Annotated in this window: 9 protein-coding genes; 6 read left to right on the forward strand and 3 right to left on the reverse strand. The window is 68.6% G+C overall.

What is annotated here, in order from left to right; genetic code table 11:
• The first annotated feature begins 17 nt into the window (after positions 1-17).
• A complete protein-coding gene (locus tag ACYVF5_RS00620; RefSeq protein ID WP_460942253.1) occupies positions 18-1,379 on the forward strand; it encodes a hypothetical protein in 1,362 nt (453 codons plus the stop codon).
• Positions 1,376-2,947, forward strand: a complete 1,572-nt coding sequence (locus ACYVF5_RS00625) for an FAD-binding oxidoreductase (RefSeq protein ID WP_460942255.1) — start codon at positions 1,376-1,378, stop codon at positions 2,945-2,947. Before ACYVF5_RS00620 ends, ACYVF5_RS00625 begins: the two co-directional genes overlap by 4 nt.
• 88 nt (positions 2,948-3,035) lie before the next feature.
• Here the strand turns inward: ACYVF5_RS00625 and ACYVF5_RS00630 are convergent, their stop codons facing one another.
• Positions 3,036-4,031: an ABC transporter substrate-binding protein gene (locus ACYVF5_RS00630; RefSeq protein WP_460942257.1), complete on the reverse strand. Its 996-nt coding sequence runs from the start codon at positions 4,029-4,031 to the stop codon at positions 3,036-3,038.
• Between the two features lie 195 nt (positions 4,032-4,226).
• Between ACYVF5_RS00630 and ACYVF5_RS00635 the strand changes: the two genes are divergently transcribed.
• The 3 genes from ACYVF5_RS00635 to ACYVF5_RS00645 are packed head-to-tail and all read left to right on the forward strand — an operon-like array spanning position 4,227 to position 8,438.
• Positions 4,227-4,448 carry a hypothetical protein gene (locus ACYVF5_RS00635; protein WP_460942259.1) on the forward strand — a complete coding sequence of 74 codons (222 nt, stop codon included), beginning with the start codon at positions 4,227-4,229 and terminating at the stop codon, positions 4,446-4,448.
• A gap of 19 nt (positions 4,449-4,467) precedes the next feature.
• The gene (locus ACYVF5_RS00640) at positions 4,468-6,504 is read left to right on the forward strand and encodes a hydantoinase/oxoprolinase family protein (RefSeq protein WP_460942261.1); all 2,037 of its coding nucleotides are present in this window, start codon (positions 4,468-4,470) and stop codon (positions 6,502-6,504) included.
• Positions 6,501-8,438 (forward strand): hydantoinase B/oxoprolinase family protein, encoded by a 1,938-nt coding sequence (locus ACYVF5_RS00645; RefSeq protein ID WP_460942263.1) that lies wholly within the window; start codon positions 6,501-6,503, stop codon positions 8,436-8,438. The genes ACYVF5_RS00640 and ACYVF5_RS00645 overlap by 4 nt, the downstream gene beginning before the upstream one ends.
• A gap of 28 nt (positions 8,439-8,466) precedes the next feature.
• Here the strand turns inward: ACYVF5_RS00645 and ACYVF5_RS00650 are convergent, their stop codons facing one another.
• On the reverse strand, positions 8,467-10,755 hold the full coding sequence (locus ACYVF5_RS00650) for an ATP-binding protein (protein ID WP_460942265.1): 2,289 nt from the start codon (positions 10,753-10,755) through the stop codon (positions 8,467-8,469).
• Positions 10,756-10,957: 202 nt separating this feature from the next.
• Between ACYVF5_RS00650 and ACYVF5_RS00655 the strand changes: the two genes are divergently transcribed.
• Complete coding sequence (locus ACYVF5_RS00655; protein ID WP_460942267.1) at positions 10,958-12,058, forward strand: zinc-binding dehydrogenase; 1,101 nt, start codon at positions 10,958-10,960, stop codon at positions 12,056-12,058.
• Between the two features lie 7 nt (positions 12,059-12,065).
• Here the strand turns inward: ACYVF5_RS00655 and ACYVF5_RS00660 are convergent, their stop codons facing one another.
• Positions 12,066-12,806 (reverse strand): SDR family NAD(P)-dependent oxidoreductase, encoded by a 741-nt coding sequence (locus ACYVF5_RS00660; RefSeq protein ID WP_460942269.1) that lies wholly within the window; start codon positions 12,804-12,806, stop codon positions 12,066-12,068.
• Positions 12,807-12,898 lie beyond the last annotated feature (92 nt).

Genomic DNA, 12,898 nt, shown 5'->3' on the forward strand with positions numbered 1-12,898 from the left:
CGAAGTGGAGACCCTCCGTGAGCGAACCGACAGCGCCGCAGCCTCAGATCCTTCCGCACTCGCCCTTCGTGCCGCGGGACCCCAATGTGGGTCTCTACACGGGATCGGGGCGCCCGTTCGCGATGCCGTACGAGTTCACCGGATGGCGTGACGAGCAGATGTCGTGGAAGGAAACCGCCTACATCCACGGCAACCTGAACCCCACACCGACCCTGCGCCTGACAGGGCCGGATGCGCTGAGGTTCCTCTCCGACCACATGGTCAACTCGTTCGAGAACTTTCCGATCGGCAGTGGGAAGCACGGCATCATGTGCACCGAAGACGGCAGCGTGATGGCCGACGGTGTGCTGCTGCGCCTCGGGGAGGACGACTTCATCACCTACTGGCTCTCGCCGTATCTGGACTTCGTGCTGATGAAGGGCGGCTACGACGTTGTGCCCGAGCAGCAGACGGGGCAGACCTTCCTGTTCCAGATCGCGGGGCCCAGGTCTCTCGAGATCCTCGAGGCCGCCACGGGCGAGGACCTGCGAGACATCGCCTTTATGCGCCACCGCCCCAGCACGATCGCCGGCTCGGAGGTCCGTGTGTTGCGGATGGGCATGGGCGGCAGCCTCGCCTACGAGGTCCACGGCCCCGTCGAGGTGGCCCATGACGTCTACGGCGCCATTCGGCGGGCGGGCGAGCCGTTCGGCATCCGGCAGCTCGGCATCCATGCGTATCTGATGAACCACACCGAGAACGGCTTTCCGCAGGCGTTCTACCACTTCAACTACCCCTGGGGGGAAGACCCCGCTTTTATGCAGTTCCTCGGGGCCGTTATGGGGGAGGCCGAACAGCTCAACGGCGACAAGTTCAGCGGGAGCATGGGGCCGGACCCGCGTCTGCGGTATCGCAACCCGGTCGAGCTGGGCTGGTCGAAGATGATCAGGTTCGACCACGACTTCGTCGGGCGTGCGGCGCTCGAGAAGATCGTAGCCGCCGACGCGCGTCGTATGGTGACCCTGGTCTGGAACGTCGACGACATCCTCGACGTGACCCGCTCGCAGTTCGAGGCCGGCGAGGCCTTCCGGCCCATCGACGAGCCCAATCACTTCACGTTCGAGTACGGCGGCACCAACCTCTTCGCCGACCGAGTGCTCGTCGGGGACGACGAGGTCGGCGTGAGCTCTGGCCGGGCCTACTCGTACTACTACCGCGACATGATCTCGCTCTGTTCCATCGACACCGCATACGCAGAGGTCGGCAGTGAGGTGGAGGTGCTCTGGGGGGATCCCGGAACCCGTCAGAAGAGGATCCGCGCGACGGTGTCGCGCTTCCCCTATCTCGACACGGTTCGCAATCAGGACGTCGACGTCGCACTCGTCGGGCGGCAGTCGTGACGGCGTCGGCGTCCGGCCTCCTCTCCGATGTCGCGATCGAGGCGTTCCGCTCGATCGTGGGGGAGGACGGCATTCACCTCGACGACGCGGACCGTGACGCGATGCGCGACCCGTACTGGATCCCCGACGACAGCACGTATGACTCGGGGGCCGTCCTCTTTCCGACCTCGACCGAGCAGGTGCAGGCGATCGTCCGCGTGGCCAACGAGCACCACGTTCCTCTGTGGACCTCGTCGCAGGGACGCAACAACGCCTACGGCGGCCCCGCTCCGCGCCTGGCGGGCTCGGTTCTGGTGAGTCTGCGCCGCATGAACCGGGTGCTCGAGATCGACGGCGATCTAGCCGTCGCGGTGGTCGAGCCCGGCGTGCGCTGGTTCGACCTCGTCGACGCCCTTCACGCGTCGGGCAACGACGACCTCATGGTCTCTGTGCCCGACATCGGCTGGGGCTCCGTGATCGGCAACTCGGTCGACAACGGCATTACCTATCTGCCCCAGGGCGCAGACTTCCAGGCGCCCTGCGGCATGGAGATCGTGCTCCCCGACGGCGAGCTGTTGCGCACGGGGATGGGCGCGCTCCCGGACGGCAAGGCGTGGCACCTGTACAAACGCGGGCTGGGACCGACGCTCGACCCGCTGTTCACCCAGTCGAACCTCGGCATCGTGACGCGTATGGGCTACTGGCTCATGCGCCGGCCAGAAGCATACGCGCCGCTCTATCTCACCGTGCCGCGTCACGACCAGCTCGGCCAGGCGGTCGACATCATCCGGAACCTCCGCCTGAGCGGGGCGCTGCGCGGCGTGCCGTGCCTGTTCAACCTCCCGGCTCTGGCCATGCAGAACCCGGTCTTCGCGGAGCAGCTCTCGCACGGCCCGCTGCCCGAGGCCGAACTGCAGGCGATGGCGGACGACTCGGGCCTCGGACGCTGGGGGATGCGCGGCGCGGTCTGGGGCGACCGGGTCGTGGTCGACCATCAGGTCGCGAAGATCAGAGAGGCGTGGTCCGCCCTCGACGGCTCTGACGTCATTCACTCGCGCACCTTCGCGGGCGACGAGTGGGATCAGATCGCCGACTTTCCCGACAAGGTGCAGGCGGGCATCCCGACGATGGACCTGTGGGACTCGTTGCCCCCGAACCTCGGGCACATCGGGTTCTCGCCGGTGGTGCCGCTCATCGGACGCGACATCGTCGAGGTGGAACGGATGATGAGCCGGTTCACCGAGACCGAGCTGAACCACAGCCTCTCGGCGGCGCTTCTGATCACCAACGACCGGACCGCGACCTTCGTCTGCAACCTCAGCCTGTTCCTGGACGACCCTGACGGCATGCGTCACACCTACACAGCGATCAAGTCGCTCGTCGGCCAGATCGGCGAGCTCGGGTACGGGGAATACCGCGCACACCTCGACTTCATGGACACGGCTTCGGCGCAGTACTCCTTCAACGACCACGCATACCGGCGTTTCGTCGAGACGATCAAAGACGCGGTCGACCCCAACGGCATCCTCTCGCCGGGTCGCCACGGCATCTGGCCGGCGGCGTACCGCCAGCACGCGGACCGCGCCTGAAACGCAGGCGGCCCCGCCGCCGGCGGGGCCGCCAGACACCGGATCGGCGGATCGGCCGTCCGACGTCGGAGTCATCTGTCGATATGCGTCAGCAGTCCTCGGGGAAGGGCACGACGATCGCGCTCATGTCGAACTCCTCGTCGATCAGCCCGAGGGTGAACAGCATGTCGGGGCTCTGCTGCAGGGCCTCGATTCGCAGGCCCGAGATGATCGACGGCTTCACCGTCGCGGCGATGGCCGCGTCGTCGTAGCCGAGGTCGTCTTTGAGCATCGCGGTGTAGGCCTCGTCGTCGTTCATCGCGGCCTCGGCGCCCGCCTGCACGGTGCACTGGAACGCGGCCACGGTGTTCGGGTTGGCGTCGAGGAACGACTGGGTGACCAGCCATCCCGACTCGGCGAAGCCCTCGAACTCGCCGGAGCCGTAGTCGAAGACGACCTCGGTGCCCAGTGTGTCGCGGACAGTGGCCTGGGCGACACCCTGCAGCGACCCGGCGTCCACGGTGCCCGTCTCGAGGGCAGCGCCGACCTCGCCGTAGGGGAGCTCGACGAACTCGACCGTGTCGGGATCGAGACCCGCCTCGGTCATGGCGTACGTGATCTTGATGTCGAGGCTCGAGTTCAGCGAAGGCACGGCGACTTTGCGGCCCTCGAGGTCTTCCAGTCCCGTGATCCCGGAGCCGGGGAGCGCCTCGAGGGTCACGATGTCGGGTGCGCTCGCGAGATCCTCGCTCACCAGTCGCAGCGGGATGCCCTGGTTGACCGCGTCGATCACCCCGAAGTAGCTCGAGAAGCCGAAGTCGACGTCGCCGGAGACGAGCTGCGACACGCCTGCCGCGCTGCTCTCGATGAAGGCAGGTTCGATGGTGAGCCCGTAGGCGTCGTCGCTCGCCTCCTGTCCCATGAGAACCGGGGCGGCGGCCGTGGCGCGGAAGGTGGCGACGCTGACCGAGCTCTGCTCGGGAGCCGCCGGGTCGGCATCCGCCGCGGTCTGGGGGCTCGACGTGCCGGGTGCCGAGCATCCGGCCAGCGCTAGGGCGCCGGCGCCGATGAGGGCGATGGTCACGAGGGGATGGCGATGTCGCATGGCGCTCTCCTTTGAGTGCTGAGAATTCTGTCCCGGCCGTCATTGACGGCAGGGTGCGGTGACGACCATCATGTCATACAGTATGACAATACGCACGCGGGTGATCCGTCGCGTGCGGGACAGGTGATTTCACGCTGGCGACGACGGGCGCCGATGGCGCAGAGTCGCCGTGCGGCACTCTTCGAAGGAGAACAGATGCACACTTTCGCCCGACCAGCCGAGAAGACGCTCTCGGTCGAGCGCACCCCCGTCGAGGGCAGCTGCCCCGAGTGCGGGGGGAGCGGATTGCAGTCCTACGACGCGCTGAGCGAAGGCGGATGGTGGCACGTCGTGAAGTGCTCGTTCTGCCTGACCTCTGTCGATCGGACGCCTGCACCCCGGCTCGGCCCGATCACGCCGCTCGTCCCCACCACCTGAAAGATCGGAACCAGAACAGATGTTCGGAGTCGATGTCGGCGGCACATTCACCGACGTAGTAGCCATCCGCAACGGCAAGATCGAGGTCACCAAGGTGCCGAGCAGCCGCACCGACCCCGCAGGGTCGGTGGTCGAGGGCGCCCGCCGCCTCGGGGTCGCCGGCAGCGCGGTCTTCAACCACGCCAGCACGATGGGCCTGAACGCCGTGCTCGAACGGCGATTGCCCAAGGTCGGATTCCTCGCCACCGACGGGTTTCGCGACGTGCTCGACCGCGGCACCATCCACAAGCCGCTCGATGCTCAGACCGACCCGGCCTGGCGCCGCAGCTTCGGCGACGTGTCGCGGCCGCTCGTGCCGCGCTACCTGCGGCGCGGCATCGTCGAGCGTATGACGGCGCAGGGCGAGACCCTGATCGCGCTCGACGAGGAGCAGGCGCGCTCACAGCTGCGGGTGCTGGCCCGCTGCGGCGTGCAGGGCATCGCGATCTGCCTCATCAACGCCTACGTCGACCCCACGCACGAGCGGCGCCTGCGCGAGCTGGTGCGCGAGGAACTGGGCGACGACATCGCGGTCTCCATCTCCTCCGAGACGTCGCCGCTCGCCAAGGAGTACGAGCGTTCATCGACGACGGTCATCGACGTTGTGATGAAGCTGCTGTTCACCGACTACGCGGGAGCGCTCAACCGCGACCTGGGCCGGCTCGGCTTCGTCGGCGACCTGAACTTCGCCGACTGCGCCGCGAACCTGCTGCCGTGGGAAGAGGCGCTCGACCGGCCGTTCCGCATCCTGTTCGCCGGCCCGGCGGCCGGCACGATCTCGAGTGCGCACCTCGGCCGGGCAATCGGTCGTGGCAACCTGCTGTGCGCCGACGTCGGCGGAACCTCGACGGATGTCTCGATGATCCTCGACGGCAAGCCCTTTGTGCAGAACACCTTCGAGATCGAGCACGACCTGATCATCAACGCGCTGTCGACCGAGGTCTCGAGCGTCGGGGCGGGCGGCGGCAGCCTCGTCACGATCTCGCCCGGCGGTGGAATCCAGGTCGGACCAGGCAGCGCGGGAGCCGACCCCGGCCCGGCCAGCTACAACCGGGGCGGCACGATACCCGCGGTCACCGACGCGGTGCTGCTGATGGGCATCCTCGAGGGGAAGGGATTCGCCGGCGGGGAGTTCGAACTCGATGTCGACGCGGCGCGCACAGCCTTCGAGAGCCTCGACACGCCCGTCTCGTTCGACGAACGGGTGCGGTCGGCCTACCGGCTGGCGGTCTCCCACATGTCGGAGGAGATCCTCAACGTCGCGGTGCGCCACGGCGTCGACATCCGGGACTTCAGCCTGATGGCGTACGGTGCCGCCGGCGGGATGCTGCTGCCCGCCGCGCTGGAGCTGCTGCCTCTCAGGGAGGTCATCATCCCCCCGCACCCCGGTCTGTTCTCGGCGCTCGGCCTTCTCTCCACCGACCAGGTGTTCCATGAGAGCCGCACCGCGTACGTGGTGCTCGGGGAGCACACGGCCGACCAGATCGATACCTCGTTCGCCGAGATGGAGGCGTCGCTGCGCGGCCGCCTGGGCTCAGCAGCAGAGGGGTTGCAGATCCGCCGCAGCCTCGATGGCCGGCTGTACGGGCAGAGCTGGGAGACACCGTTCATCCCGGTTCCGGACGGCCCGATCACCGTCGAGTCGATCGGCGGCCTGATCAACGCGTTCCACGACGTGTACGAGCAACGCAACGGCAACCGCTTCGACATGATCCCGGTGGAGGGCGTGACCTACCGTGTGGAGCTCGTGGTCCCGGCAGACAAGGTGGAATACCTGCCGGCCACGGCAGCAGAGCCGTTCGACGCCGCCGAGGAGGGACGGTTCACGCTCACCCACGTCGCCGAGGAGCCGATCCAGGCGCCCTGGTATACGCGGTCGAAACTGACCACGGGTGCGCGGGTGCGCGGTCCGGCGGTCATTCGCGAGGAACTGAGCACGACCTACGTCGGACCGGGACAGGCGGCGACCATCGGCCGCTGCGGAGAGATCGTCATCGTCAAGGAGGCCAGCCGATGAGCACAACACTGGAAGACCGGGCCGCCCGCCGCATCCGCGAGCTGAACGAGCCGGAGTTCGTCGAGCGGTACGCCTGCGACCGTTACACCGCGACCGTGCTCGGCAACCGGTTCGACTACCTCGTGGAGCACATGAGCGTGCGGCTGCTCACCGGCGCCTTCTCGCCGGTGCTGAGGGACTTCTACGATCTGGCGTCGACGATCGCGGGACCGCCGGAGCTCGGCTACCCCGTGCCTGCAGCGAGCAACGGCATAGTGCTTATGGCGGGGACGACTATCGACGCCGTGCCGAACATGGTCGAGGAGTACGGCGTCGAGAACCTCGCCGATGGAGATGTCCTGATCGCCAACGACCCGTACCGCACGGGCAACCACAACAACGACGTGGTCTTCACACGCCCCGTCTTCCGTGACGGCAGGATCATCGCCTTCGTGACGCTCAACGCGCATCAGCTCGACATGGGCGGCACAGTGCCCGGCGGTTTCAGCGCCAGCAAGCAGAACGTGTACGAGAACGGGCTCGTCCTCTCGCCGCGGCTGCTTATGCGCGCGGGAGTCGCCGTGCCCGAGACCTGGAACCTCATCTTCGACAACGTCCGCATGGCCGAGATCCTGATGCCCGACATGCAGACAGTAGTGTCGAGCCTCGACCTCGGGGAGCGGCTGGTTCTCGAATCCGTGGAGCGGTACGGGCTCGAGGCGTTCCACGGCGCCATGCGGCACGCATGCGATGCCGCGGCCGAGCGCATGGCCGAGGGCATCTCGCGGCTTCCCGACGGAGACTGGCACGGCGAGGACTCCGTCGACTGCGACGGCATCGACGACACCGAGGACTACACGGTGAAGGTGGCCATCCGCAAACGGGGCGACCGCATCGAGGCCGACTTCTCTGGGACGTCCCGCCAGGCGCGAACGACCATCAACGCGACGATCTGGGAGGTCAAGACCGCCCTCGGCATCGCCCTGAAGTATGCATTCGATCCCCGAGGCCGCTTCAATTCCGGTATGTTCCGCAACATCGACATCGTTGTGCCAGAGGCGTCGGTCATCTCGGCACTGCCCCCAGAGGGCGCGGTGTTCCTGTACTTCGAGCAGAGCCTGGTCATCCTCAGTGCGGTGCTGCGGGCGTTGGAGGAGCCCCTGGGGCAGGATGCGGTTGCCGGCGATCGCGGAGGCACCAACCTGCACGTCGCGTTCGGCGCCCACCCGGACGGGTCGTCCTGGGTGTCGGCGCTGCAGTGCGGCGGCGAGGTCGGCCCCTACGGCGCCAACCGCTTCGGCGACGCCGACTCGCAGGTGATGTCATACCTCGCCAACGGTGTCGCGCCGGCCGTCGAGGCCATCGAGAAGGACAGCCCCGTGGTGATGCTGCGCATGGAGCCGGTGCCGGACACCGGGGGCGCCGGTGAGTTCCGCGGCGGCAACGCGATGCTCAAAGACACCCTGTGGCGCACGGATGCCGCCCATTCGCTCATCGAGCTGCGGCACAAGAAGCTCGCCGGGTTCGGCGTCGCGGGCGCGGAGGGAGGCCGCAACGGAGGCGTGTGGCTGTTCCCGCCCGCGGATGACGGCGCTCCGGCCTACCCGTCGAACGACACGGCGTCCTACCGGAGGGCGAACGCCTGGGCGGGTGTCATCGATCCCGAGACGAACCTGCCGTCGCCGGGTGGCGAGTTCCACTTTCCGTTCACCAACGCCAACACCAGCCGCTCGAACTCCGTGCTGCGATACGTGACCAACGCCGGCGGCGGTTTCGGAGACCCGCTCACTCGCGATCCGGATGCCGTCTGCCGTGACGTGCGCGACGAGTACGTCACCGTCGACGGTGCCGCGCGGTTGTACGGCGTCGTCGTCACGGGTGACCCGCAGAACGACCCGGAGGGCGTCACCGTGGACCGCGCGGCGACCGACAGGCTGCGCGCCACACGCCGCTGACCCGTCAGCTGTCGTTCCCGCCCGCGCGTCAGCGAGGGTCTGGCAGGGCCTCGCGCGCACGATTGCCGGCCACCCAGGCCGCGATCTGTGAGCGCGAGCGGAACTCGAGCTTGCCGAGGATGCGCTGCACGTGACCCTCCACGGTGCGTCGGGAGATGAACAGCGTCGCAGCGATGTCTGCGTTGCCGTGGCCTGCCGCGACCAACTCGGCGATCTCCGCTTCGCGGACGGTGAGAATCGAGGCCCCCGCCGTCGCAGTGACCGGTGGCGCGGTCGCGGGCGTCACCGTGTCGATCGCGTAGGCGATCGCCTCGCTGGGCGACAGGCTGGCCGAGGAGCCGAACAGGCGGCCGAAGAGGCCCTCGCCCAGTTCGTCCCGCACTCGTCCGGCCAGCTCGGGGGTGATCTCCGAGATGCTGAGCTCGGGGATGACGCTGTTGCCCGCGATCGACCCGATGAGCTTGGCGGCCTGTTCGTAGTCGCCGCGGGAGGTCGCGATCGAAGCCATGAGGCGCACGCACAGGGCGACGCCCGACCGGTCCTCGAAGGCGTTCATCACCGCGATCGACTGCCGAACGAGATTGAGCGCCCGCTCGTTGTCTCCGCTGCGCAGCGTCATGAGGGCGATCATCCACAGCGTGTAGGCGTTGCCCCAGTTGTCGCCGGTCTCGGTCGAGATGGCCCTGCTCTCCTCGCAGAGGCGCTCGGCCTCGTCGACGCGGCCGTTCAGCAGCCGCAGCAGCGCGAGATACCAGTACAGCTCGCCCAGGCTCGGGCGCTTGCCGTCGGCCAGGGCCGCGGCCAGCGCGTCCTCGAAGGCGCGTTCAGCCTCGCCGAGCCTGCCAAGGGCGAGGTCGAGGACGCCGCCGACGAACGTCGCGAAGTCGTCGCGCTCGCCGGCGCCGATCCGGGTCGCGAGAGCGCGCGCGGCGGCGAGCTGCTCGGCGGCGCCGGCGACGTCGTTCTCGAACAGCGCGAAGTACGCGTCGACCTCGAGGGCCCGCACCCGCAGGGCGTCGTCGGTCAGGTCGGCCTGGAACGCCGCGTCGAGCCAGTCGCGCGCCCTGGTCTCCGGTCCGGTGGTGCGCCACTGCCAGTAGAAGCGCAGATCGCAGATGAGCGTCATGGCGATGCGCGCGGTTGCCGGGGCGCACGAATAGCGCTCGAGCAGGTCGAAGATCTCGCTGTGGTGGCGGGCGAGGACGGCTGCCCACGCCGCCTGGCGGTGCGTGAACCAGTCCTGCGCCGCCGAGGACATCACGCCGACCAGGAAGTCGTCGAAGCGCTCGCCGACCTCCGTGGCCTCGCCCGAGCCGTGCAGCTCACGCGAGGCGAACACCCTCGTCGGGGCGAGCATCCGGAAGGCGGCCCCGCCTTCCGGATCGGGCAGCAGCGCCGATCGCTCGACGAGCCCGGCGAGCACAGCGGCGAGGCGCGCGGGGTCGGTGTCGTCCGCGGCCACAGCGAGAGCCGCATCGAAGTCAAAGCCGCCGGGGAAGACAGAGAGGCGGCGCCACAGCGACCGCTCGGCATCGCTGCACGCGCCGTAGGCCTCGTCGAAGGCCGCTCGCATCGTCGGGCTGCGCGACTCGCGCCCGGGGAACTCGTCGAGCATGGCCAGGTCCCGGGCGAGGGCCTCGCGCAGGCGTTCGGGGCCGAGGACGGGAATCGCCCGTGCCGCCGCCTCGATGAGCGACGGGATGCCGTCGACGGCATGGCAGATGGCCAGCAGCGCGTCGATGTTCTCCGGGGTGGCCGCGAAACCGCCGACGGTCGAGGCGGTGCGTTCGACCAGGAGGCCCACCGCATCGGAACGGATGGCGGGCTGCGGCCCCTGGCGCAGGTGGCGATCGAAGGCGGGGGAGGACAGGGGACGCAGCGGCAGCACGCGCTCCCCGGTCACCCCGAGGCGCCGGCGCGAGGTCACCAGGATGCGCAGGTCCGCGTTCGCGCGCAGCAGCTCGGAGACCGCGTCCGCGACGGGCTCGGTGGCCCGCTCGGCACCGTCGAGCACGATGAGACCGTGCCACTCGGGGCCGCTCGCGCGCTCGGCGGGCAGCAGCTCGGCGACGACGCCCTCGAGCTCGTCGGCGGTGGAGTCCTCGTCGACGGTGACGAGCCGGCATCCGTCGCGAAAGCTGCGCTGCACGAGCGATCCCAATCGCAGCGCGAGTCGCGTCTTGCCGATGCCCGCGTCGCCGGTGAGAGTCACCAGGCGGTTGTCGGTGACGGCGATCTTGAGCTCGTCGAGCTCGATGCCGCGCCCGACGAAGCTCGACACGTCGGTGGGCAATGCCCGATCAGGTGCGTGTTGCATGGTTCCACCTCACTGTGGTCTCGCAGTCGAGTTTACCGGCCGTCGAGGGGTCGCGCGCCGGCCGTGGCCCGTCGGCCCGCGCACCTGTGCGTAGGTGCGAAACGGGTGTTTTCCCGTCTGGCGGCCGCTGGTTCGCTGGCACGAGAATGGGCACCTGGGTCACCGAAGACCGGTGCCCGCCGATCAGGACGAAGGAGTGGGGATGCGCGCAGCGATCTCTCGCGACATCAAGACGTCTCTTGTGATGGAAGACGTGGATCTCGCCGATCCCCGCGCGGGCGAGGTGCTCGTGCGTATGGACGCCTCGGCGATCTGCACGACCGATGCGAACGGGCTTCGTGGTATGTCGCCCGCGCCGCGCCCGTTCATCACGGGGCACAGCGCGACAGGCATCGTCGAAGAGGTCGGTGCAGACGTCACCCGCACTCGGGTGGGCGACCGGATCGTTGTGGCCGGTTCGATGGAGTGCGGCGAATGCTTCACCTGCCTGCGGGGAGCCCCGTCGCAGTGCGAGCGCATGTGGGAGGGTATCTTCACTCCGCACCACGTCGGCACGAGCCGTGTGGACGGTGCCCGGATCGCCGCAGACGGCGGCGCCGGCGCGCTCGGTGAGTACATGCTCTATCGCGAGCGTTGTTATGCAGTGGTCGAGAGCGACCTGCCGGTGGAGCAGTTGGCGTTGCTGGGCTGCGGTGTGTTGTCCGGGGTCGGCGCGGTGCTCGAGGTCGCACGCGTGCGACCCGGCGACTCCGTGGTGATCGTCGGCTGTGGTCATCTGGGGCTCTGGATGGTGCAAGGAGCCCGGCTGGCGGGCGCCGCCACGATCATCGCGGTCGAGCCGATCGCGGCCCGTCGCGACCTGGCGCGTCAGCTCGGGGCGACGCATGTCGTCGACCCGAGTGAGCACAACGTCGCCGCCGCTGTGCAGGACCTGACCGGAGGGCGGGGGGCCGACGTCGCCCTCGAGGCCTCTGCCACCACCGAGGCGATGACGCAGATCTTCGACCTCGCGAGGCACGGCGGCATCGTTGTGCCGACGAGCATGAGCGAGACGGCTCCGACCGACCAGGCGACGTTCCCCGCGCTCCCGCTCGCCCTGTTCGGCAAACAGATCCGCGGATCGCAGAGCGGTGGCGGGCACATCCGTCGCGACATCCCGCGGTTCGCCGCACTGATCGAGTCCGGCGCGCTGCAGGCGGCGCCGTTCGTCTCGCGCACATACCGTCTCGACGAGAGCCAGGCCGCGATGGACGATGCGCTCGCCCGCGTCAACATCACCGGGATCGTTCTGAACCAGTCGTAGGCGCGGATCAGCCATGCGCCATGCCCGCGACCACACCGCCGTCCACGGCGAAGGCCGAACCCGTCGAGTACGTGGATCGGACGATCGCCACCATCATCTCGGCGACCTCGTCGGCTCGCCCGTAGCGCGGCACGGGAAGGTCGCGGGTCAACTGCTCGCGCGGCGCTCCCTCCATCATGGCCGTGTCGATGAAACCGGGCTGCAGGCAGTTGACGCGGATGCCGTGGGCACCCAGTTCGAGCGCCGCCACCTTCGTGAGGCCCACGATCGCCGTCTTGCTGGCCGTGTAGTGCGCCAGGTCGGACACCGCGAGGGTCGCGACCATGGACGAGGTGTTGACGATCGACCCCCCGCCCGCCCTGATCATCGACGGCACGACCGCCTGGATGCCGAGGAAATGACCGGTCAGGTTGATGTCGAGGGTGCGCTGCCATGCCGCGAGGGTCAGGTCCATGAGGGGCTGCGGCTCGTTGACGCCCGCATTGTTCACGAGCACGGTCACATCGCTGTTCCAGTGCCGCTCTGCGGCGGCGACGGCATCGGCCCACGACCGCTCGTCGGTGACGTCGAGGTGCGCGTACAGCGCGGCAGAGCCCAGAGACCGGGCGGTGGCGTGACCGTCGTCGTCACGCACGTCGCCGATCAGCACTCGAGCCCCTGCGTCGACGAGCGCGGCCGCGTGCGCCGCCCCCAGACCCCTGGCGCCTCCGGAGACGACGGCGATGCGGTCGGTGAGATCCTCTGCCATGAGCTCTTCTTCCTTGAGGGGCTACGGATTGCCCAGATTGTCATACCGTATGATTGTACCAACATCCGCCGCACTCAACGGTGTGTGAGAGA

This window comes from Okibacterium endophyticum (assembly GCF_054780075.1).